The organism is Paenibacillus rhizolycopersici (assembly GCF_014947195.2).
GTDB classification, from domain to species: domain Bacteria; phylum Bacillota; class Bacilli; order Paenibacillales; family Paenibacillaceae; genus Fontibacillus; species Fontibacillus rhizolycopersici.
This window is the reverse complement of the sequence record NZ_JADCNN020000027.1, coordinates 1-21,589: the sequence shown is the minus strand read 5'-3', so window position 1 is coordinate 21,589 and position 21,589 is coordinate 1. Positions and strand designations below refer to the sequence as shown.

Genomic DNA, 21,589 nt, shown 5'->3' with positions numbered 1-21,589 from the left:
TTCCTGCTTGTGTTGGTGAAATAAAATATGCCGTACGAACTATAAATGACCGAATTAAAGTATGGTAGTATGATTTATGTCACTACTTTCTCATGGGATAAGGCGGGATTGTTATCAAAACGAATAACCCGGCCCGGAGTATGCTAGCGGGCCTTACGATGATTATTGTGGTTATGGTGGCGGGTTGGATTTTTTACGGCCGCCCTGACGCTCCATCCGAAGTTTCGACGAACGCACCGGTTCAAGCGCCGGCGGCGGAACAGGGGGAAGCTGCCGAGGAAACGAATATCGAGGCGGCTGCCAAATCTCCGTATTTGCTGGATCATCTTCCCTTTAAGGAAGAGGAGGTTCTGGCGATTACGGCGGGCGGGAACGGGCTGCACGCCAACGTTCCGGCGGAACGGCAGTTTGTCCTCCTGCAATCTCTTCGTTATACAGATATGAAGAGCGCACTTGCGAATCCGATTCCGGCAGCCTCCCGGAAGCCGATCGTTCTGCAATTCAAGCTGGCGGATACTAACTATGAGCTGACCTATGATTTAACCGGCAATGCCTTTGAGTACCAAGGGAAGTACTACTACGCCGACGACCAAGTTCTGCTGTTGATGCAGGGGCTGTTCCACGAGCGGGAGGAGTTGGCCTCGCTGGATACCCTGCTGGAGCGTGCGAGGGTTGAACAGGAGCAAGCGGGTACCGTAGATCCGGACCCGCTTGCGGCGGAGGATGCCCTGGTGGACGGACTCGATTTCAACGGCTGGGAGCAGCAACTGGATAAGGCCAAACCTGAGGATATGGTCTGGACGAAACCCTTTTACGACGATGGCACCGGGCAGGTGAAACAGGCGCGTTTGTTTAAGGACGGAGTACTCGCTTTAAATCGGATGATTGTCTTTACAAGGTCGGAGCATCAGGCCGCGGACGGTGTGAAGACGGGGATCGGCACGGACGGCGTGACAGCGAAGCTGGGGCCGGAGGCACTGAAGCTGGTCAGCCGTTGGAGCTACAAAGTTGGCGATTATTTTCGGTTTCATGTGTATTTTGCAGATGGTAAGGTCAAATACCTCGCGTTAAGCCAGCCCTTATAGGCTCACGGATAGGCGAAGCCGGATCAGGACAAGGAAGCCGCTGAAGCAGCGGCTTCTTTTTGATAGCGAGGCGCGCTGTGCCGCGTATGTATTGAATTGCCGGGACGAACTGGCTATAGTAGTACAGTAAGGATCGAAGTCGGAAGGAGATTTGCCCTATGCCGGAAACAAAGCCGGTGAGCCTCGTGCTGACGAGCCGACAGGGAACGGAAGAAACCGCACAGCACCTGCGGGGAAATGCCGCTTCCCGGGGCGAGTCCGTGTATATTCGGTATGAAGAGCCTGATCCAGGGCCGGATGGCGCCAAGACGCGCACGATGATCAAATTATCCGGCGACGAACTGAAAATCATGCGGCACGGCGGCGTGGAGGCCGAGCAAACCTTCCGCAGCGGATGCCGCCTGCCGGGATTTTACCGCTCCCCCTTCACCCAGTTTAACCTCTCCACCGATACCGTGAAGCTGGAGTCGAGATGGGATGGCAAGGTTGGTCACGTGGTATGGGAATACGATTTATACGTGTTCGAAGAATTATCGGGACGTTTTGAACTCAGTTTACATATACAGGAGGACGTTTAAATGCCACACAATCCGTTGGAACAAATGAACCAGGCGCTGAAGGAAGCGATTTTGGATGCGATCGTATCCGCAGGTCTGGCGCAGCGGGAGGAAATTCCGGCTATCGTGCTGGAAGTGCCAAAGGACAAGGCCCACGGCGATTTCGCCACGAATGCGGCCATGCAGCTGTCGCGGATCGCGAAGAAGAACCCGCGCCAAATCGCCGAGGAAATCCTCGGCAAGTTGGATCACGGGCAGGCCGGGATTGAGAAGGCGGAGATCGCCGGCCCGGGCTTCATCAATTTTACGTTAAGCAAGAGTTATCTCTATCCAATTTTGCTGCAAGTGTACCGCGAAGGTGAGAACTATGGCCGTACTGGACTGGGAAATGGGGAAAAGGTGCAGGTCGAGTTCGTCAGCGCCAATCCGACGGGCAGCCTTCACCTAGGGCATGCCCGGGGTGCGGCTGTGGGCGATGCGCTCTGCAATGTGCTGGATTTTGCCGGTTACGACGTAACGCGCGAATATTATATCAATGACGCCGGAAACCAGATCGTCAATATGATCAAATCGATCGAAGCCCGCTACCGTCAGGAGCTTGGACAGGATGTGGAGATGCCGGAAGACGGATACCATGGCGAGGACATCAAAGGGTTCGCCAAGGAGCTCGTCGCCGAGCAAGGCGATAAGCTGCTTAGCATGCCGGAGGAAGAGCGGACGGTGTTCCTGCGCAAATTCGGACTGGATAAAGAGCTTGCCAAGATCCAACGCGACTTGGAGCGCTTCCGGGTTGGCTTCGACGTCTGGTTCAGTGAAACCTCCCTGTACCAAGACGGTCAAGTGGAGGCTTCGCTGACCGAGCTGCGCGATAAAGGGCAGACCTATGAGCTGGACGGAGCGACTTGGTTGAAGACTACGGAATACGGAGACGACAAAGACCGCGTATTGGTGAAAAATGACGGATCGTATACGTATTTGACGCCGGACATTGCTTATCATCGCAACAAGTATGACCGCGGCTTTGACCGGATCATTAACATCTGGGGCGCCGATCACCATGGGTATATTCCTCGGGTGAAGGCGGCGATGCAGGCGATTGGCAAGGATCCGGAGAAGCTGACCGTTTTGATCGCACAGATGGTCAGCCTGTTCCAGGACGGCGAGAAGGTGAAAATGTCCAAGCGGACCGGCAAAGCGGTTACGATGGTGGACTTGATGGACGAGGTCGGCGTCGACCCGATCCGCTATTTCTTTACGATGCGCAGCATGGATTCGCATCTGGACTTTGATATGGACCTGGCCATTTCGACTTCGAACGAAAACCCCGTGTATTACGTGCAATATGCGCATGCACGGATCTGCAGCATCTTCCGCCAGGCGGAAGAGCAGGGGATCCAGGTGCCGGCCGCGGAGAGCGTGGATCTCGGCAAGCTGACCGCCGAGCACGAATACGATCTGCTGCGGAAGCTTGGCGAACTGCCAGAAGAGATCGGCGTGGCCGCAGAGAACTACGCGCCGCACCGTCTGGTTCGTTACGTGTATGAACTGGCGGCGCTGTTCCACAGCTATTACCGGGCGGAGCGCGTCATTACGGAAGACGCGGAACAAACGGCAGCGCGTCTCGTACTCCTCGGCGGGGTGCGCACCGCGCTCGCGAATGTGCTCCGACTGATCGGCGTGTCTGCTCCGGACAAGATGTAACTTCCGGGATCTAGAAGCATTGCCTGGACGCTTTACCTGGCTCCCTTAATCAAAGGGATAATCATGCAAGCAGCGTCGAAGACGACAACACCGATACGGCGTTCTACGCACCTAGCTGCTGCTGCGCCCCGGTTTGGAACGCAACAGGCGCGCCGCGCTGAGCTCGCCGGCGCCGCCGACTTTGGTTCTGGCCGCTGTGCTGGTTAATGGCTTGGCGGTGCGTCGCAGGCGCCGTTTGATTTCAGCCGGCTTCATGTCCGGCTTCATGGCAAGTAGCAGGGCAACCGCGCCGCTGACGTGGGAAGTCGCCATGGAGGTGCCGCTCATTTCGCGGTAGCCGCCGCCCAGCCAGGAAGAGCTGATTTTCTCGCCGGGGGCGTAAATATCGATGTTGGGACCGTGGTTGCTGAAGGAGGCGATTTTGCCGTCCTTGCTGGTCGCACCTACGGAAATCGTTTGAGGGTAGCGCGCCGGGTAATCGGCGCCGCGGCCCTTTTTGTCGTTCCCCGAGGAGGCGACGACAACGATCCCTGCGTTATGAGCTTTCCGAATGATGTTCTGTAGCGAGGCGCTGTTGCTCTTCATGCCGAAGCTCATATTAACGATGTGCATCCGGTTGCGTACGCACCAGTCGATGCCCATAATGATATCGGAAACAAAGGCGGAGCCGTTATGGTCAAACGCCTTCACCGGAAAAATTAAGGACCGGGGGGCAACCCCCATCATCCCCTGCGATCCGCCGGAAGCGGCGATGGTTCCGGCGATATGGGTGCCGTGCCCGTTATCGTCGTACGGTAGACTGATTCGATTCAGCAGATTGATCCCTCGGGCCAGGGAATGGCGTAAATCCGGGTGACTGAAATCGGCCCCTGTATCGATGACGCCAACGCGTACCCGGTAGCCAGTGGACATGGACCAGGTTTCCGGGGCACCAATTCGCCGTACCCCCCAAGGAATTGCGGTAGTTTGCCCTTTATTAGCCGCGGCTGGGCTATGGACGCTGACGAGGCTGTCTTCTTCGATCCTAAGGCCAAAGCGGGAGCGGGCTGCCTCCCCCCTCAAACCAAGGGGGCAGATGAGCGCTTGCAGTAGCGATGATGATCGGACGTGCCGCAGCGCGGGATGCTGGCGCTTGTACTTGAACAATTGCCGTACGCATTCGGCGAAATCAGCCGGGTGCGCAAAGCGGATGATGATACGACCGCTTTTTCCGGAGGCGTCGACATGATCGTTCAAATACCTGAGGAATCCAGAGTAGTCCATGTATAAGTAGCCCCTCCTACGAAGCGTGTTGAAGTATAGTATGAGGTTCCCTTTTTCATTGAATGGGGAAGCGGCCCTGTTTTGCGGAAATGGGCCCGGCTTGCGGTATTTGACGTCAATACGGCGTGTCAAAGTGCAAATCTGGACATAGGATGAAGAGAAGGCCTTGCGGCTTTCGCCAACCCAGGAGAAGGCCGGGGCCTTCTTTGGGGAAGGATACAGTCAAGGAGCGGAGAACCGGGGGTTCTCCGCTCCTTCCCTTTTGGCAGGCGGGGCTTTGGTGTGTTTTTAAAACTTGCAATTTGGGTCCAAATAGGTTTTACTATTGTGTGATATGGATATGTTAGTGAAGGAAACCGGCCTTAAGGAGAAGGTTTCATCTTTACTTTATAGTGAACTATTTGCGTGAGAGGAAGTGTCCGTAACGTGAGTACCCCTTTGAATTTGAAAATCGACCCGGAGAAGGTCCAAGAAATCCCGATGGTCGATTTGGCCTTTATGATCTTGAAAGCGGCAAATACGCCGTACTATTACCGCGACCTTATGAATGAGGTTGCTCAGCTTCGCGGAATGACGGAAGAGCAAATTAACGGAGCGATTGCGCAGCTTTATACGGAAATAAATATCGATGGACGGTTTGCCTGCGTCGGCACCAACCTATGGGGCTTGAAGCGCTGGTATCCAATCGAGCGTTCGGAAGATCCGGTCGGCAATTCCAAACGTCCACGCATCATCAATGACGACGACGATGATCTGGACGATGATTTTGTGGAAGAAGAAGATACGTACGTATCTGATGACGAAGAGGATTACGATGCGATCGACGAGGACACCGAAGACGAGCTGTTCCCGGATGACGACGATGACGACGTGGAAGAAGTCGAAGACGAGGAATTGCTGCCTGACGAGGAACTCGAGGACGAGGATGAACTCGCCGAAGAAGAGGAAGAACTCGACGCCGAGGAGGATTTCGAGGACAGCGACGAGGATTAATTTTCCTCTGGACGGAGAACTCGTAGTTATGAGCACCAAATTGGAGGACGGCCAGAGCCGTCCTTTTTTATGTCTTATTTTGTTCAGAGAATGCCTCTCGACTTGACTTGACACGAACAGGGGTAACGGGTAAACTATTGCATGGGCTTATGATTCAAACCTATAACATATGCATTTTTTTGAAAGTGCCCCGACCTATTCGGGTGTCACTTTTTTTGTTTTTTTATAGCCTTTTTGGCTATGTTTTACCGGATAATAGGTTACGCTAATGATCTAAGTTGCCTGGATTTCTGGGATCCCATTTTCATGAACACGTACTACTTTAGGAGGTTTTAGGCTGTGGCAAAATACATTTTCGTGACAGGCGGGGTCGTATCCTCACTGGGGAAGGGCATTACGGCGGCTTCGCTGGGAAGGCTGCTTAAGAACAGAGGTTTGAAGGTAACGATCCAGAAATTCGATCCATACATCAACGTCGATCCGGGCACGATGAGCCCGTATCAGCACGGGGAAGTATTCGTCACGGACGATGGCGCTGAGACCGATTTGGATCTGGGCCATTATGAACGTTTTATCGATATTAATCTTTCGAAGAACAGCAATGTGACCACGGGGAAAATTTATTCCTCGGTCATCGGCAAGGAACGTCGAGGCGAGTATCTCGGCGGAACGGTTCAAGTCATCCCCCATATTACGAACGAGATTAAAGAGCGTGTCTTCCGCGCCGGACGTGAAGCAGGCTCGGACGTCGTCATCACCGAAATCGGCGGGACCGTCGGTGATATCGAAAGCTTGCCGTTCCTGGAAGCGATTCGCCAAATCAAGAGTGACATCGGACGCGAGAACGTGATGTATATTCACGTGACGCTGATTCCATATATCAAAGCCGCCGGCGAAGTGAAAACCAAGCCGACCCAGCACAGCGTCAAGGAGCTGCGCAGCATCGGGATTCAGCCGAACGTCATTGTCTGCCGTACGGAGCATGAGCTTTCGGACGATATCAAGGGGAAAATCGCCCAGTTCTGCGACGTTGATCCTAGCGCCGTTGTGGAATGCCGCGACGCAGACACGCTGTACGAAGTGCCGCTCAACCTGCGCGACGAAGGGCTCGACGAGATTGTCGTTAACCACCTTAAACTGACGACGCCGGCTCCGGATATGCGCGAATGGGAAGGTCTCGTAGAGCGGATCAACAAGCTGGAGAAAACGGTGGAAATCGCTATCGTCGGTAAATACGTGGCGCTGCATGACGCTTATCTTAGCGTGGTGGAATCGTTGTCCCACGCCGGCTTTGACGCCAATGCGGACGTGAAGGTCCGTTGGGTGAACGCGGAGGAAGTAACGGACGAGAACGTGGCTGAGCTGCTGCAAGGTGTAGGCGGGATTCTCGTTCCGGGTGGCTTCGGCGACCGCGGCATCGAGGGCAAAATTACGACGATCCGTTACGCCCGCGAAAACAAGATTCCGTTTTTTGGCATTTGCCTGGGGATGCAGGTGGCCGTGATCGAGTCTGCTCGTTCGTTGGCTGGGCTTCAAGGCGCCAACAGCTCGGAAATCAATCCGTCCACCGAATATCCGGTGATCGACCTGTTGCCAGAGCAGAAGGATATCGAGGATCTCGGCGGTACGATGCGGCTGGGATTGTATCCTTGTAAGCTAGCACCGGGATCGCTCGCCATGCAATGTTATGACGACGAGCTGGTGTACGAGCGCCATCGTCATCGGTATGAGTTCAACAATACGTATCGCGAGACGCTGGAACGCGTCGGCTTGCGTATTTCCGGAACCTCGCCGGATGGGCGGTTGGTGGAAATCGTGGAGCTTCCGGACCATCCTTGGTTCCTGGCGGTGCAATTCCATCCAGAGTTCACTTCTCGGCCAAACCGTCCGCAGCCGCTGTTCCGCGAGTTCGTGAAGGCCTCCATCGCGCATTTGTCCTAAACACGGATTGACCGCAAGTGCCAGCCCGGGGACACTCTGTCAATTATGGGTCAACTGATTTTTTAAGGCTCTTTTTTCCAGTGGAGAAGGGTTTTGCAAATCGGGAGCGAAGTATTTAGGTATGACCAGGATTACAGGGTGGACTTGTAGGAGGGCTTTTCGGTGGAAGAGAAGAAAGTGTTAATTGTCGACGATCAGAACGGAATCCGCATTTTATTGATGGAAGTGTTCAGCAGCGAAGGGTATAAAACGTTTCAGGCGGCCAACGGCAAAATGGCTTTGGAAATCGTCCGCAGCGACTCGCCGGATTTGGTGCTTCTCGACATGAAAATCCCGGGCATGGATGGTTTGGAAATCCTTAAACATATCAAGGAGGCCAATCCGGAGATCAAGGTCATCATGATGACGGCCTACGGCGAGCTCGATATGATCAAGGAAGCCACAGATCTTGGAGCTCTGATGCATTTTACGAAACCCTTCGACATTGATGAAATGCGCGCAGCGGTCAACATGCAGCTTAAGGGCGGAGCTCGCCTTTAGGCGGACCGCGATGAAAAGAAGGCCTTCTTTAGAAGAGCGGCGTGGAATCACGCGGTCTCCTAAAGAAGGTCTCTTTTTCTGGAATAAATAAGCACAAGGCGTTCACAAACGAAAGGAAAGCATGAATAGTATTTTTGACAGGTTGTGGTATAATAAGAAAGTGTGTGAATGTCGGCTAAATAAGATAAAATCCCACATCCTTAGGAGGATTGAAACCCATGCCATTAGTATCGATGACTGACATGTTGAACAAAGCCCTTGCCGGCAAATATGCCGTAGGCCAGTACAACATCAACAACCTGGAATGGACGCAAGCCATTCTGGCTGCAGCTGAAGAAGAGAAATCCCCGGTAATTCTGGGCGTTTCTGAAGGCGCTGCCCGCCATATGGGCGGTTTCTACACCGTTGTTAAAATGGTGGAAGGCTTGCTGCATGACATGAAAATTACAGTACCCGTTGCAATTCACCTCGACCACGGTTCGAGCTTTGATAAATGTAAAGAAGCGATCGACGCTGGCTTTACTTCCGTTATGATCGACGGATCCCATCATCCGATCGACGAGAACATCGCCATGACGAAGCAAGTTGTTGAATACGCTCATGCCAAAGGCGTTTCGGTTGAAGCTGAAGTTGGCACGGTCGGCGGTCAAGAAGACGATGTCATCGGCGGCATCCAATACGCTAACCTGGACGAGTGCGTTCGTATCGTCAAAGAAACCGGCATCGATACCCTGGCACCTGCTTTGGGCTCCGTGCATGGTCCTTACCACGGCGAGCCGAACCTCGGCTTCAAAGAAATGGAACAAATCCGCGATGCCGTTAAGCTTCCGCTTGTGCTTCATGGCGGGACAGGCATTCCAACGCATGATATCACCAAAGCGATTTCGCTGGGTACTTCCAAAATCAACGTGAACACAGAGAACCAAATTGCGTTCACCAAAGCGGTTCGTGATGTATTGGCTGCTAAACCAGACGCTTACGATCCACGTAAATACATCGTTCCTGGTCGCGACGCGATCAAGTCTACGGTGGTTGGTAAAATCCGCGAGTTTGGTTCCAACAACAAGGCTTAAGGATCAACGCCAAGCGTTTGCGCCGTACTCCGCTAGGATGGGGGCGGCGCAAACCATAGGGCGGACAAGGGATTGGACCGTCCAGCTGAATAAGGTGACTTGGAGAGTACACCGCTTAGACGGTGTCTTTCCATTTCTGCCGCTAAAAATCATGGGCTTGTGTACCGACGCAAATACGTAGGGGGATCCTGGACTTATGGAGAAATTAATGATCCGTGGCGGACGTCCGCTGAGCGGAAGCGTTTCGATCAGCGGTGCAAAAAACAGCGCAATCGCGCTAATTCCGGCTGCGATCTTGGCAGAATCCGAAGTGGTTCTGGATAACTTGCCGATTTTGAGCGACGTGGCGGTATACTCGGAGATTTTGGAGGAGCTGGGTGCTCGCGTCATGTGGGATGGTAGTCAAATGCGCATCGATCCCACCCATATTCGTTCGATTCCGATGCCCAATGGGCCGGTAAAGAAGTTACGGGCTTCCTATTATATGATGGGGGCTATGTTAGGGCGTTTCAAAGAAGCTACGATCGGCTTGCCGGGAGGATGTAACTTTGAGCCTCGTCCGATTGATCAGCATATCAAAGGGTTTGAAGCATTAGGGGCGACCGTAACCAATGAGCACGGTGCCATTCATTTGCATGCGAAAGAGCTGCATGGCGCGAAGGTTTACCTGGACGTCAGCAGTGTTGGAGCGACAATTAATATTATGCTGGCGGCGACAAGAGCCAAAGGCGCTACAATTATCGAAAATGCGGCGAAAGAGCCTGAAATTATAGATGTGGCCACTTTGTTAAATTCCATGGGGGCCGTGATTAAAGGGGCCGGCACGGAGACGATCCGGATAGAGGGTGTTAGCGAGCTGAAAGGCTGCCGCCATTCCATTATTCCCGACCGGATCCAGGCGGGGACTTATATGATAGCTGCCGCGGCGACGCGGGGCGATGTCTTAATCGATGGCGTAATTCCTAAACACTTGGAGGCGTTGACGGCAAAACTGCTGGAAATGGGTGCCCAAGTTGAAGAGCTTGATGAGAGCATTCGAGTGATCGGACGCCCAGACTACCATCATGTCGATGTCAAGGCGTTAGTCTATCCCGGGTTTCCTACGGATATACAGTCGCCGATGACGAGTCTGCTCACCCAGGCGAAGGGGATCAGCGTACTTAGCGATTTTGTGTACAGCAACCGGTTTAAGCATGTGCCGGAGCTGGTGCGGATGGGGGCGAAAATCCGCGTGGAAGGCCGTTCGGCCATCATTGAAGGCGGACCGCTTAATGCAGCCAAGGTCAAAGCGGCGGATTTGCGTGCCGGGGCGGCGCTGGTTGTAGCCGGATTAACTGTTCCAGAGGGAATTACCGAGGTTTTCGGCGTGGAGCTGATTGATCGGGGTTATGACCATCTGGTTCCGAATTTGCGCGCTTTAGGCGCGGATGTTTGGCGAGAAACGGAAGAATAACTTTCCTCTCCGTCGCATAAGTTGCCAAAGATAGGGCATACTAGGCGAATAAGTCTATCATTATGCCATGACTTCATAGATTTCAATAAAATTGAATAGGTGGTTATTTTAATATGGATCTTCAAATCGCCGATCTGGAAGGGATGAAGCTTACCGAGCTGTACAAGCTGGCGAAGCAGTATCAGATCCCTTATTACGGCCAATTAAAGAAGAAAGAATTGATTTTCGCTATTTTAAGGGCACAGGCTGAACAAAGCGGTCTGATGTTTATGGAAGGCGTGCTCGAGATTTTGCCGGAAGGGTACGGATTCCTAAGACCGATTAATTATTTGCCCAGTACGGAAGATATTTATATTTCCGCTTCGCAAATCCGCAAGTTTGATCTGCGTACCGGGGATCTCGTTTCCGGGAAATGCCGAACGCCTAAAGAAAATGAAAGGTACTTTGGCCTCCTGCAAGTGAACGCCGTTAACGGCGAGAATCCGGCTATCGCGGCCGAACGTCTGCATTTCCCAGCGTTGACTCCATTATATCCGCAGACCAAATTAGCGCTCGAAACTTCCCCAAATCACTTATCCACTCGTATTATGGATTTGCTTGCCCCGGTCGGACTTGGCCAGCGCGGCTTGATCGTGGCGCCGCCGAAAGCAGGGAAGACCTTGCTGCTTAAGGAAATCGCCAACAGCATCTCCACCAACAATCCCGAAATTGAGTTATTCGTATTGTTGATTGATGAACGTCCGGAAGAAGTAACGGATATGCAGCGCTCCGTCAAAGGTGAAGTGATTGCTTCTACGTTCGACGAGCTGCCGGAGAACCATATCAAAGTTGCGGAACTTGTGTTGCAGCGCGCTTTGCGATTGGTGGAGCACAAGAAGGACGTCGTTATTTTGCTGGATAGCATTACGCGTCTTGCCCGCGCCTATAACTTGGTCGTTCCGCCGTCGGGGCGGACGCTGAGCGGGGGGATCGATCCGGCTGCCTTCCATCGTCCCAAGCGTTTCTTTGGTTCAGCCCGGAATGTGGAAGAGGGCGGCAGCTTGACGATTTTGGCAACGGCTTTGGTGGATACCGGTTCTCGGATGGACGATATTATTTATGAAGAATTTAAAGGCACCGGCAACATGGAGCTGCACCTGGATCGAAAGCTGGCGGAACGCCGGATTTTCCCGGCCATCGACATTCGTCGCTCCGGCACGCGCCGCGAGGAAGTGCTGCTCAGCAAGGAAGAACTGGATACGATCTGGTCGATTCGCAAGAATATGAACGACTCTTACGACTTTGTCGAAGGGTTCCTGAAGAAACTGCGTGACTGCAAGACCAACGCTGAATTCCTGGCATCTTTTGACGTTTCCGGCAACACGCCTTCGGGTGGCGGTAACGGCGGAGCACGTCGTCCGGTTCGTTCATCAAGCTCCGCCTCTGCGCGGACTAGTTCGACTTCTTCGAACGCCGGGACCCCGCATAATTCCACAGTCTAAAAGTGTATCGGGAAGCATTGCTTCCGCGATGAATACAAAGAGGAGAACAACATGTACTTAGTGTATGCAGATGAACAAGGACAGGTTTATGATCACTCTTCGCTATACGGTTTAGCCCGCAGCGCGGATATGATCGTGGAGATCATGGAGGATGAGCTGATTCCACTTCCGGAAGGGGCGACGTTGGTGGGTTTACCATCCACCCGGCCGATCGGCATGGATCCGGAGACTGGCGAAATGAAGCCGCTCCCCGGGAATGTCCAGGCGGTTGGAGCTTTGCTTCCGCAAGGCTATACCCGTCTTTGTCTGCCGGGGTATGTGAAGACCGACAAGGATTATAAACTCCCTTTGTTCGGATATTCCGCGGTTGTCTGGAAAGACGGTCAGTTTTATGTGACGGCGCGCTTGTCAGACGACCCCGAGAAGTGGAATCCGCTGAATTGCGATCCTCTTGAACTGAAGAATCAAGTGAAAACCTATACTTCCCGTTATCCGGAGAATCGGCTGTACGAGCATTTATCCAACTGCGCGTTGGGTTATGAGTGTCTAACGGCTTCCAATACGTTTCTGAATCGCTGGGAAGGGGCGGTCCCTGTCTCCTATTCCTGTAACGCGGGTTGCTTCGGTTGCATTTCTGAACAGCCGGACGATAGCGGATTCGTCTCCCCGCAGACGCGCATGAACTTCCGTCCGCGCGTTGAAGAGCTGGTGGAGATCATGATGGAGCATTTGACCACGCCGGAGTCGATCATCAGCTTCGGCCAAGGCTGTGAAGGGGAACCGTCCACACAGGCCAAGCTCATCATTGAGTCGATTCGCGAAGTCAGACGCCGGACCGATATGGGGTATATTAATATCAACACCAACGCGGGGCTATCCGATCATATTCGCGGGATCGTCGATGCGGGCTTGGATTTGATGCGAGTTAGTACGATCAGCGCGCTGGATGATCATTACAACGCCTACTACAAACCACGTGGCTATACATTGGCGAATGTAGAGAAGTCGTTGAAGTATGCTGCGGATCAAGGGGTATATACCTCAATCAACTATCTGATCTTCCCCGGGGTAACAGACCGTGAGGAAGAAGTGGAAGCGATGATTGAATTTGCTCGTCGCAGCAAGATAAAGCTGATTCAGCTGCGCAACCTGAACATCGACCCTGAAAGCTATCTGGAGTTGATTCCGAAGGCGAAGGGCGAGATTCTCGGCATGAAGCAGGCGATCGAGATTTTTCAGGAGGAGCTTCCGGACGTTGTGATCGGATCGTACACGCATGTACCGCCGGCTGAATTGGCCCGGGTCAAAGTGCGAGGATAAAACAGGCAATTGCGTGAAAGGTTGGCCCGTGCTATAATGCGATTGTGTGTCATTACAACTCTGGGCACGACTGAGGCTCAGGGCGGAAAGAGGTGAAAGTGATGAAAGAAGCAGTTCAACCGAAATATCACGTGACTACGGTAACTTGCGCTTGCGGCAACACATTCGAAACAGGTTCCGTAAAACAAGACCTGCGCGTTGAAATTTGCTCCAACTGCCATCCATTCTTCACAGGGAAGCAGAAATTCCTGGATGCTGGTGGACGTGTGGATAGATTCAAAAAGAAATACGGTATCTAAGATACCCTTACACAAGCGAAATGACGAAGAACGTCTTTGCCTATCTGATGATGGGCGGAGGCGTTTTTTTCTTTTTTACTGACGTGATTATATAAGTTCGGTTTTAGGGAGGCGCAGTACATATGGAGTTTGATCAGGTGCATCGGTTGTGGTTGGACACGCATCGCAACCGTCGTTCCGGCGAACGAAAAGACCGTTTGGATCGAGGGCATGGGCATGGCGAGCAGCTGTTTTTACGAAATGTATGGTGGCCTTTGCGTGGGAGTCTGGATAACCTGCATCCGGAGTATGAAATCGCGGATTGGCGGGGGCGGCCATATTTTGCGGACTTCGCTTGGTTAACGGAAGTCGTGAAGCTCGTCATTGAGATCAAAGGGTTCGGACCGCATGTTCGCGACATGGATCGCACGATGTATAGCCGGGAGTTGAACAGAGAAATTTTTCTGCAAGCTCTGGGTTACCGGGTGATTTCTTTGTCTTATGACGGTGTGGAGCGACAGCCTGAAATTTGCATTATGCTGCTTCGGATGTTAATGAGTCGGTTTGAGGCATCTGGACAATGTGATCTGGCTAAGTTCGCGTTGAAGTCTACGTTGCTGCAGGCAGTGCAAATAGGAAAATCTATTCGCCCGAAGGACGTAGAAAGGCAGCTTGGCGTAAATCATCGGACTGCGGTGCGGTATTTACAGCAGTTGTGCCAGCAAGGCTGGCTGCATGCGCATTCCAGCGGGAATTCGGGCCGGGTGTTGATGTATGACGTGGTACGGCGGGATTGGGATGCGTTTGATTGGTAGAAGGAGAAGTGCCCCATCGACCCCGACGGACTCCTAATACCGCTCGATGCCAATCGCCAAGTGTAAAAGCGGCTAGGCCCCCTAAATCCGGAGTCTTGCCCTTCAATGTTTCTATAGACGTAGCTTTGCACATTTTCTCGCGTGTTTACATCGATTTATGGAACTTTGAGGTATCCTCCAGCGTCTTGACCCATAACGAAAACTTCATGGGAGACATACGCTTCAGGCTGCCATGCATTCTTCGATGGTTATAAAAGTCCATATATTGATCAAGGGCTACAAATGCTTCTTCAAACGTCATAAACTCACGTCTGCTGAACAAGTTGCGTTCCAGTATACTGTGAAACGATTCAATGTAGGCGTTCATGTTGGGAGCCCGCGGGGGAATTCGCTCTTGCGTCATTCCTAAGCTCTCGCAGGTATCTCCAAATAGCTTGCTTACAAATTGAGGTCCATTGTCCGTTCGGATCACGGGTAACGTTTCACCAGGCTGAATGCGGCGCTCTAGGGCAGACATAAGAGCTTGAACGGCATGCTTGGCTTCGCAAGTTCGCCCGCGGTATTGCTCGACAACTACGCGGTCAAATACATCAATGATGCTAAGAACAAAGAAGAACCGCTTCTGTCCTACGACATAGCCATATTTAATGTCCATTTGCCACAACTGATTCGAACCGGTTATGAATCGGTTCTTGGGGAGAGTACGCGGGTGCGATGGAACGTGCTTACGAGCTTTTTGCAAAATGCCGAGTTCTTTGCAAAGACGGTACGTTTTCTTCTTGTTAAGCATGACCTGGTAAACATCGCGAATACACTGGCCCAACAGTTTGTAGCCGTAGACATGCTCTTCGCCTTCAAGCAGCTCAAGGAGCCACTCTTTGATCTGCTCATCGCTAATGGGGACCCCAGTTTCAGTTAAAGAGTACCCTGGTGTAGGGCGCCCTCGTTTGCCTGTAGATGACGACTCCGTCTTTGGGACAGCAGCTCGCTTTTTTCGATCGTAGTAGGTCGATTCGGCAATATCCAAGATTCGCAGAACTACAGCTGTTGGTTCACCCCGCTTAATGAAGGGTTCTGCTACTTCAAGTCTTTCAGATAAGCGGGGTTTTTCTTTTTTACGAGTTCCCGTAGGATCTCATTTTCGAGTTCTTTCTGGCCGAGTACCTTCATGGCTTTTTCGTATTTCTCTTCAATCTCTTGTAGTCGTTTGAGCTCTTGAAGGTGTTGGTCTGGTAGTGAAGTTTCTACGTCCGTGATCTGATCTCGGTAGGTTCGAACCCAGGTCCGAATGGTTTCCGGGTGCAGGTCATACGACCGCGCAAGCACCCCCACCTTGATGCCGGACAGAGCTTCTCTTACTACCTTTAAACGAAATTCATCTTTGGCTTTTCCCATAACTTAATCCTCTCCCTTATTTCCATTGTAATTCCTTGTAGGGGAGGACTCCAGTTTAATTAGGGGGCCTAGAGGCTTTTACATTTCAGACAGTCGAGATGGGGCGCATATCAAATAAAAACAGGTCGGAGACGATAACCGACATCTGTCAGCCCTCGATCCAACCTGCTTATTCAACAAGCCATTATTTCTTAAACTCCACGCTTTGCTTGAGGCTGGTCCACTCTTCACTTTTGATGATACCCAGCCGCCATAAAGCGATGCCTTTCAGATCATAACGTTTCGCCAGACCGGTCAGCGTCTTGACGGTCGTTTGGTCCTCGCTGTCCAGGTTGAGCCCGAGGATCAGTTTGCTGGCGCTGGTCTCTTTTAGGGCCAAACGTATCGCTTCATCTACTTTATCCACCGGCTGCGGCCGACCGCTGTTGTCTCCCGGGAGGTAATCGTAAGCCATGATCACGATTTCGTCCGCCAGCGCCCCCAGGGTCTTATAGTCATAGCCCTGATAAGACGAATTCAACGGGTGGAGGGCCAAGGACAACTTGAGGCCGGCAGCCCGAGCTTGCTTAGACAGTTCCTTCACGAAGGCGTTAAAAGCTTGACGCGTAGTCGCTTTGTCCGTCGTTAAGCCGAGCCCTTCGAAATCAAGCATGATGCCTTGGAATGCTTTCTCTGTCGCCGCACTGACCATGTCGGTGATCGCCTGCTGGCGCAGGGCAGGATCTTCAATGATCCGGGTTAGCTCCCCTTTCACGTCGCTGGAGTAGACCATCAAATAAGGCAAGGTTCGAGCGGCAGCTGCGTCATTCACGAGACTGTCCGGGGTTACATCGCCAGCGGACTGCGGTAGTCGGAAGACATCGCCGGTTTGCGTGAACTGCCCATTCTCATCGATGCGACTCCAGCCGAAAGCAACGGCGTCCAGACCAGGAACCGCTCCTACGTCCGAGTAGGAGGAAATGGCGTAGAAGCCCAGCGTATACATCCGCTCCTGCGGAGAGGCGATGGATACGGTCTTGGATGTTTGGTCCCATCCAACCTGAGCTCCGAACTGCTGACTGAAGAAGCTGAGCGGAATCAGCGTATTGCCGCTTACGGACCGAGGGGCAACCGCCAATGGGATGGAAGCGTTGTTCACCTTCGCCGTTTTGCTGTTCAGCGTTAGTTGCACATGGATTGCTTCGGCTCCTGTACCTTTGACAGCGGTGATCGTTTTAGAGGCCTGATTCCAAGTGACGGTAATCCCGAGCGCTTCGGATATGGAGCGGAACGGAACCAGCGTCGTGCCACTCACGATCATAGGTTCGCCAGAAAAGGCCAACGGATATCCGTCCAGCAGAATCCGTACGGATGACGCCGCCTCAGAGTGAGAAGGCTGCATTCCGAACAGGCCTCCAGCCAAAAGGGTAGTGGCCAGCAAGATTTTCCCGATAGGTTTCATGTGTTTCTCCTCTCTTATGTTCTCTTATTCTATTAATATATCAAAATAAAGCTAGAGTTGCATGGAGAGGTAAGGCATAAATCAGTGACAGCCAAGGCATAGACAAGGCACCTCAGCCAACTTCTTCCCTCCGGTTGCAATTTGTACAGGCATAAGATATACTTAGTTTCACCGTGCTAGATGGGGAGGTAGCGGTGCCCTGTAACTCGCAATCCGCTGTAGCGAGGTTGAAGTCCTGTTAGAGGTCTTGTCGATGTGAGGCCGGTCTTTACGGCAGATGTTGACGGACGGGTCCTCCGCAAGGAGTACCTGCGAACCTGGTCAGGTCCGGAAGGAAGCAGCCATAAGCAGTATTACTCCTGTGCCGGAGGGCAGCCTGTCCCGAGTCATGCCGTAAAGGTGCCGCTCGGATCGCAATGATCAATAACAGGTGCACGGTGAATATACGATAAGAAATACATCTTTGTCTGCGGACAGGGGTGTTTTTTTGTACATAGACCAAAAGGCTATAGTATAATAAGGAAACGACAACCGTCGTTTGAGGAAAGAAAGAGGTGCCGCATAATGGAGCATATTGCGCTGTACCGGGCTTGGCGGCCGCAGTCGTTTCAAGACATGGTGGGGCAGCAGCATATCATCCGCACGTTGCAGAATGCGATCCGCGAACAGCGGCTGTCGCATGCCTATCTGTTCAGCGGTCCGCGGGGAACCGGGAAGACCAGTGCCGCGAAGATTTTGGCCAAAGCCGTAAACTGTGAAAAGGGTCCTGCAGCTGAACCGTGTAATGAATGCGATGCGTGCCGGAGGATTACAGCTGGCGCCGTCATGGATGTACTTGAGATTGACGCCGCTTCCAACCGGGGGGTTGAGGAAATCCGCGACCTGCGGGAGAAAGTCAAATATGCCCCTACGGAAGTGCGGCAGAAGGTTTATATTATCGATGAAGTCCACATGCTGACCACGGAAGCTTTCAACGCGCTGCTAAAAACATTGGAGGAACCGCCTCCGCATGTGATGTTTATATTAGCGACTACCGAACCGCACCGTTTGCCGGCAACCGTCATCTCGCGTTGTCAGCGCTTTGATTTCCGCCGGGTATCACTGGAAGAACAAAGTGAACGACTGCGGATGATCTGCGAACAAGAGGGCATCGAAGCGGAGAAGGAAGCGATCGATTATATCGCCAGATTGTCTGACGGCGGGATGCGCGATGCGTTAAGCGTATTGGATCAGATCGCATCATTCTCGGGTCGTAAGGTCTCGTACCAACAGGTGCTGGACATGACCGGCGGCATCGCCTCTCGGCAGTTTGCAGAGCTGGCCAAAACCTTGCTGGCCGGTGACATCGGCGGGATGTTGCAGATGATCGACGGCTTTATGCAGGAAGGTAAAAGCGCGGATAAGTGTATGGAGAACCTTCTATACTATTTCCGCGATTTGTTGATGGTCAAAATGGTACCGCAGGCGGACAAGTTGACGGAGCGCGTGTTGGATCCGCAGGATTTTGCGGAGATTGCTGAAGCTTTTACAAAATCGCAGTTATTCCGCATCATCGATACGTTAAATCACTATCAGACGGAAATGAAATACGCGGTCCAACCACAAACGCTGTTTGAGGTCGCTTTGCTGAAGATCTGTACGTTTGGAGGAGAGGGCGCCGAAGAGCAGCCGACGGGGGCTCGCGGCACAGGAGCGTCTGCCGATGCATCCGAGGTCCATCAGCTCCGGCGTCAGCTTGGCGAATTGGAAGCGAAGCTGGAACGGGCGCTGCAGGGCGGACTTGCCGCAGGAGGCAATGCCTCAGGAGGTTCAGCGGCCGGAGGAAGTCGGCCTTCGCGGAGTGCCGCTCCACGTGTGGCCTCGAAGGCAAAAATCCCAGCCGGGATGGATCATTATCTCGCTGCGCGCAATAGCCCGGAATTTCTGGATATCCAGCAAAAATGGAACCAAGTACTTCAGGCTGTCAAGGACGCCAAGATTACAATCCATGCCTGGTTTGTAAATGGCGAGCCCGTATCGGTTTCGGAGGAGAATGTGTTAGTCGCGTTCAAAAACGATATCCACCGTGAGACTACGGAGAAGCCAGCCAATAAGCAGGTCATTGAAACGGTAATGGAACGCCAATTGGGCAAACCGTACCATTTGGTGACCATGATGCTGAAGGATTGGACCGATGCGTTGCAAGGTGCTGGAGAACGGCCCGGCGGCGAGCCGCTCGAACTGGAGCCTCTGCCAGAGGATGGCGGGTCTGGGAAAGAACCTTGGGTAGACGAAGCGTTAAGTATCTTCGGGGATGACCTGGTCGTTATCAAGGAATAACTAACCATCGGCCAGGTATAGACCGTAAAATCGTGGTTATGTTTTTTCTATATATCGCATGATGTACATGCAGACCAATTAAAGGAGAAGTGAACGAGCGTGAACAATATGAACCAAATGATGAAGCAAGTGAAAAAAATGCAGGAGCAAATGCTCAAAGCACAGGAGGAACTCGCCAGCAAAACGGTAGAAGGCACCGCGGGCGGCGGCGTGGTAACCGTAGAGGTGAATGGTCATAAGAAGGTACTGGCACTTACCATCAAACCAGAAGCGGTGGATCCGGACGACGTGGAAATGCTGCAAGATTTGGTGCTTACTGCAGTGAATGACGCTTTGACGAAAGCCGAAGAGTTGGCAAACCAGGACATGGGCAAGTTTACGGGCGGAATGAAAATTCCAGGCCTATTCTAATTTTACAAACTGAAGGAGAAGGCCCCATTGTATTATCCCGAACCGATCGCGAAGCTGATCGATGCATTTACCCATTTGCCCGGTATTGGGCCGAAGACGGCGGCGAGACTAGCTTTTCACGTGCTACGCATGAAGGAAGATGACGTCATCGATTTCGCTAAAGCGCTGGTTAGCGTGAAGCGTAACCTTCATTATTGCTCCGTCTGCTGCAACATCACGGATACGGATCCTTGCCGGATATGTCAGGATAAGACCCGTGACGCATCCGTCATTTGTGTCGTACAGGAATCCAGAGATTTGGTGGCGATGGAGCGGACGAAGGAATTCGATGGATACTATCATGTGCTGCAGGGGGCAATTTCGCCGATGGAAGGCTTGGGACCGGATGATATTCGGCTCAAGGAGCTGCTAAACCGGTTGAGCGACGAGCGGGTGAAAGAGCTGATTTTGGCGACCAATCCGAACATTGAAGGGGAGGCGACGGCCATGTATATTTCTCGTCTCGTGAAGCCCTTCGATATTCGCGTCACCCGAATCGCTCATGGGCTGCCGGTTGGCGGCGACCTGGAGTACGCGGATGAAGTGACGTTATCCAAGGCGCTGGAAGGGCGCCGAGAACTAAATTAGATTTTTACTTATCGTTTGGTACTGAAGAACTTTAGGTCCGGGCTTTCGCTTGGGGCCTGAAGTTCTTTTTGTTTTCTGACCGTCACGGTTCTAAGTTTGTCCTCTCCCCGATACACATGAAATAAACCGGATGGGGAGGCGATCAAGCTTGAAGATATTGAAACGCTGGGGCGAAGGCCGCTTAAACCAGGCTCGCGGAAACGAGGCGATGGATTACAAACGGGAATTGTATGCGGAAGTGATCAATGCGCTGAGGGAGTGGGAACGAGCACGGATCGCTTTTCAGGAAGCGGTAGGGCACGATGAGGTAGATGTAGCGATCTATACCTTGGAGGCGGCAGAGCGAAGGTACCAAATCCAACTCAAGGCGGCTAAGCAGGCGCAGGTGGATTGGGATGCTTTTCGGAACGGGTCCTATTATGGGGAAGGCTCATGAACATTTCATATAGGAGGGGAAAAAGATGAAGCTTGTGCTGATCGGCATCCTTGTCGTGTCGCTGGCGCTGCTGTTATACATTTTGTTCTCGCGTAAACTCGGATTGGTTTGGCTGTCGCGGTTCGGGCTCCATATCGTGCTGGCGGCGCTGGGCATTTATGTGATCAATTTCTCCGGGTTAATAACCGAAGTGTACATTCCGTTGAATCCGGTCACTTTAAGCACAGTAGTCGTGCTTGGCTTGCCTGGTGTCGCCCTGTTGGTGGGACTTAAATTAACTATGATTTGACGGTTGACTCGGCCAGATCATCTATGGTACATTATAATTCGCTTCTCCGGCAGGACAAGCTGGACAAGGTCTTCCAGATGATGACAATCAAAAAGTCCTTGACTAAAGAATGGGCAGCGTGATATATTATAAAGGTCGCTGCTGAAACGAAGCGATAACGAAATACAGATG

Annotated in this window: 21 protein-coding genes and 1 other RNA gene; 18 read left to right on the top strand and 4 right to left on the bottom strand. The window is 52.5% G+C overall.

Translation table 11 applies throughout. The features are described from left to right. The first annotated feature begins 158 nt into the window (after window positions 1-158). The 3 genes from IM700_RS20540 (at window position 159) to argS (ending at window position 3,343) form a co-directional block, all read left to right on the top strand. The gene (locus IM700_RS20540) at window positions 159-1,085 is read left to right on the top strand and encodes a hypothetical protein (RefSeq protein WP_155608679.1); all 927 of its coding nucleotides are present in this window, start codon (window positions 159-161) and stop codon (window positions 1,083-1,085) included. A 158-nt stretch (window positions 1,086-1,243) separates the two neighbouring features. Further along, window positions 1,244-1,663 (top strand): YwiB family protein, encoded by a 420-nt coding sequence (locus tag IM700_RS20535; RefSeq protein WP_193418741.1) that lies wholly within the window; start codon window positions 1,244-1,246, stop codon window positions 1,661-1,663. After that, a complete protein-coding gene (gene argS / locus IM700_RS20530) occupies window positions 1,664-3,343 on the top strand; it encodes an arginine--tRNA ligase (protein WP_155608681.1) in 1,680 nt (559 codons plus the stop codon). It begins immediately after the preceding gene. Between the two features lie 111 nt (window positions 3,344-3,454). Here the strand turns inward: argS and IM700_RS20525 are convergent, their stop codons facing one another. Beyond that, window positions 3,455-4,606 (bottom strand): S8 family peptidase, encoded by a 1,152-nt coding sequence (locus IM700_RS20525; protein ID WP_193418743.1) that lies wholly within the window; start codon window positions 4,604-4,606, stop codon window positions 3,455-3,457. 426 nt (window positions 4,607-5,032) lie between these two features. On the opposite strand from IM700_RS20525, the gene rpoE reads away from it, so the two are divergent. The 9 genes from rpoE (at window position 5,033) to IM700_RS20480 (ending at window position 14,500) form a co-directional block, all read left to right on the top strand. Further along, window positions 5,033-5,599, top strand: a complete 567-nt coding sequence (gene rpoE, locus IM700_RS20520; RefSeq protein ID WP_193418745.1) for a DNA-directed RNA polymerase subunit delta — start codon at window positions 5,033-5,035, stop codon at window positions 5,597-5,599. A gap of 339 nt (window positions 5,600-5,938) precedes the next feature. Next, on the top strand, window positions 5,939-7,540 hold the full coding sequence (locus IM700_RS20515) for a CTP synthase (RefSeq protein WP_193418747.1): 1,602 nt from the start codon (window positions 5,939-5,941) through the stop codon (window positions 7,538-7,540). A gap of 162 nt (window positions 7,541-7,702) precedes the next feature. Continuing rightward, window positions 7,703-8,080: a response regulator gene (locus IM700_RS20510; protein ID WP_059040443.1), complete on the top strand. Its 378-nt coding sequence runs from the start codon at window positions 7,703-7,705 to the stop codon at window positions 8,078-8,080. Between the two features lie 218 nt (window positions 8,081-8,298). After that, entirely contained in the window at window positions 8,299-9,153 is an 855-nt protein-coding gene (gene fba / locus IM700_RS20505; RefSeq protein WP_155608683.1) for a class II fructose-1,6-bisphosphate aldolase, read from the top strand. Between the two features lie 196 nt (window positions 9,154-9,349). After that, window positions 9,350-10,606 carry a UDP-N-acetylglucosamine 1-carboxyvinyltransferase gene (locus IM700_RS20500; protein WP_155608684.1) on the top strand — a complete coding sequence of 419 codons (1,257 nt, stop codon included), beginning with the start codon at window positions 9,350-9,352 and terminating at the stop codon, window positions 10,604-10,606. Between the two features lie 113 nt (window positions 10,607-10,719). Then, complete coding sequence (gene rho, locus IM700_RS20495; protein WP_193418749.1) at window positions 10,720-12,087, top strand: transcription termination factor Rho; 1,368 nt, start codon at window positions 10,720-10,722, stop codon at window positions 12,085-12,087. A gap of 51 nt (window positions 12,088-12,138) precedes the next feature. After that, window positions 12,139-13,407 (top strand): radical SAM family protein, encoded by a 1,269-nt coding sequence (locus IM700_RS20490; RefSeq protein ID WP_155608686.1) that lies wholly within the window; start codon window positions 12,139-12,141, stop codon window positions 13,405-13,407. 101 nt (window positions 13,408-13,508) lie between these two features. Continuing rightward, window positions 13,509-13,706 carry a 50S ribosomal protein L31 gene (gene rpmE, locus IM700_RS20485; RefSeq protein WP_155608687.1) on the top strand — a complete coding sequence of 66 codons (198 nt, stop codon included), beginning with the start codon at window positions 13,509-13,511 and terminating at the stop codon, window positions 13,704-13,706. A gap of 122 nt (window positions 13,707-13,828) precedes the next feature. Beyond that, the gene (locus tag IM700_RS20480; RefSeq protein ID WP_193418751.1) at window positions 13,829-14,500 is read left to right on the top strand and encodes a PDDEXK family nuclease; all 672 of its coding nucleotides are present in this window, start codon (window positions 13,829-13,831) and stop codon (window positions 14,498-14,500) included. A 145-nt stretch (window positions 14,501-14,645) separates the two neighbouring features. Here the strand turns inward: IM700_RS20480 and IM700_RS20475 are convergent, their stop codons facing one another. From IM700_RS20475 to IM700_RS20465, 3 genes are all read right to left on the bottom strand, one after another. Further along, a complete protein-coding gene (locus tag IM700_RS20475; RefSeq protein ID WP_336244919.1) occupies window positions 14,646-15,566 on the bottom strand; it encodes an IS3 family transposase in 921 nt (306 codons plus the stop codon). A gap of 11 nt (window positions 15,567-15,577) precedes the next feature. Beyond that, the gene (locus tag IM700_RS20470; protein ID WP_193418756.1) at window positions 15,578-15,895 is read right to left on the bottom strand and encodes a transposase; all 318 of its coding nucleotides are present in this window, start codon (window positions 15,893-15,895) and stop codon (window positions 15,578-15,580) included. 184 nt (window positions 15,896-16,079) lie between these two features. Beyond that, window positions 16,080-17,336, bottom strand: a complete 1,257-nt coding sequence (locus IM700_RS20465; RefSeq protein WP_193418758.1) for a stalk domain-containing protein — start codon at window positions 17,334-17,336, stop codon at window positions 16,080-16,082. A 171-nt stretch (window positions 17,337-17,507) separates the two neighbouring features. Here IM700_RS20465 and ffs point away from each other — a divergent pair. The 6 genes from ffs to IM700_RS20435 all read left to right on the top strand — a co-directional run bounded on the left by ffs (window position 17,508) and on the right by IM700_RS20435 (window position 21,418). Next, window positions 17,508-17,774, top strand: an RNA gene (gene ffs / locus IM700_RS20460) — signal recognition particle sRNA large type. A gap of 126 nt (window positions 17,775-17,900) precedes the next feature. Continuing rightward, window positions 17,901-19,655 carry a DNA polymerase III subunit gamma/tau gene (dnaX, locus tag IM700_RS20455; RefSeq protein WP_155608689.1) on the top strand — a complete coding sequence of 585 codons (1,755 nt, stop codon included), beginning with the start codon at window positions 17,901-17,903 and terminating at the stop codon, window positions 19,653-19,655. Between the two features lie 99 nt (window positions 19,656-19,754). Further along, window positions 19,755-20,066 carry a YbaB/EbfC family nucleoid-associated protein gene (locus IM700_RS20450; protein WP_193418760.1) on the top strand — a complete coding sequence of 104 codons (312 nt, stop codon included), beginning with the start codon at window positions 19,755-19,757 and terminating at the stop codon, window positions 20,064-20,066. Between the two features lie 27 nt (window positions 20,067-20,093). Beyond that, window positions 20,094-20,693, top strand: a complete 600-nt coding sequence (gene recR / locus IM700_RS20445) for a recombination mediator RecR (protein WP_155608690.1) — start codon at window positions 20,094-20,096, stop codon at window positions 20,691-20,693. Window positions 20,694-20,901: 208 nt separating this feature from the next. Further along, a complete protein-coding gene (locus IM700_RS20440) occupies window positions 20,902-21,129 on the top strand; it encodes a DUF2508 domain-containing protein (RefSeq protein ID WP_418888800.1) in 228 nt (75 codons plus the stop codon). Window positions 21,130-21,154: 25 nt separating this feature from the next. After that, window positions 21,155-21,418 (top strand): pro-sigmaK processing inhibitor BofA family protein, encoded by a 264-nt coding sequence (locus IM700_RS20435; RefSeq protein WP_193418762.1) that lies wholly within the window; start codon window positions 21,155-21,157, stop codon window positions 21,416-21,418. Window positions 21,419-21,589: the final 171 nt, after the last annotated feature.

Excerpts from the sequence above, each read along its gene's own strand:
- IM700_RS20470 (WP_193418756.1), bottom strand. The coding sequence starts at position 15,895 with ATGGGAAAAGCCAAAGATGAATTTCGTTTAAAGGTAGTAAGAGAAGCT.
- IM700_RS20465 (WP_193418758.1), bottom strand. The coding sequence starts at position 17,336 with ATGAAACCTATCGGGAAAATCTTGCTGGCCACTACCCTTTTGGCTGGA.
- fba (WP_155608683.1), top strand. The coding sequence starts at position 8,299 with ATGCCATTAGTATCGATGACTGACATGTTGAACAAAGCCCTTGCCGGC.
- rpmE (WP_155608687.1), top strand. The coding sequence starts at position 13,509 with ATGAAAGAAGCAGTTCAACCGAAATATCACGTGACTACGGTAACTTGC.
- IM700_RS20500 (WP_155608684.1), top strand. The coding sequence starts at position 9,350 with ATGGAGAAATTAATGATCCGTGGCGGACGTCCGCTGAGCGGAAGCGTT.
- IM700_RS20440 (WP_418888800.1), top strand. The coding sequence starts at position 20,902 with ATGGATTACAAACGGGAATTGTATGCGGAAGTGATCAATGCGCTGAGG.
- IM700_RS20435 (WP_193418762.1), top strand. The coding sequence starts at position 21,155 with ATGAAGCTTGTGCTGATCGGCATCCTTGTCGTGTCGCTGGCGCTGCTG.
- rho (WP_193418749.1), top strand. The coding sequence starts at position 10,720 with ATGGATCTTCAAATCGCCGATCTGGAAGGGATGAAGCTTACCGAGCTG.
- IM700_RS20535 (WP_193418741.1), top strand. The coding sequence starts at position 1,244 with ATGCCGGAAACAAAGCCGGTGAGCCTCGTGCTGACGAGCCGACAGGGA.
- IM700_RS20490 (WP_155608686.1), top strand. The coding sequence starts at position 12,139 with ATGTACTTAGTGTATGCAGATGAACAAGGACAGGTTTATGATCACTCT.
- IM700_RS20540 (WP_155608679.1), top strand. The coding sequence starts at position 159 with ATGATTATTGTGGTTATGGTGGCGGGTTGGATTTTTTACGGCCGCCCT.
- IM700_RS20480 (WP_193418751.1), top strand. The coding sequence starts at position 13,829 with ATGGAGTTTGATCAGGTGCATCGGTTGTGGTTGGACACGCATCGCAAC.
- IM700_RS20525 (WP_193418743.1), bottom strand. The coding sequence starts at position 4,606 with ATGGACTACTCTGGATTCCTCAGGTATTTGAACGATCATGTCGACGCC.
- argS (WP_155608681.1), top strand. The coding sequence starts at position 1,664 with ATGCCACACAATCCGTTGGAACAAATGAACCAGGCGCTGAAGGAAGCG.
- dnaX (WP_155608689.1), top strand. The coding sequence starts at position 17,901 with ATGGAGCATATTGCGCTGTACCGGGCTTGGCGGCCGCAGTCGTTTCAA.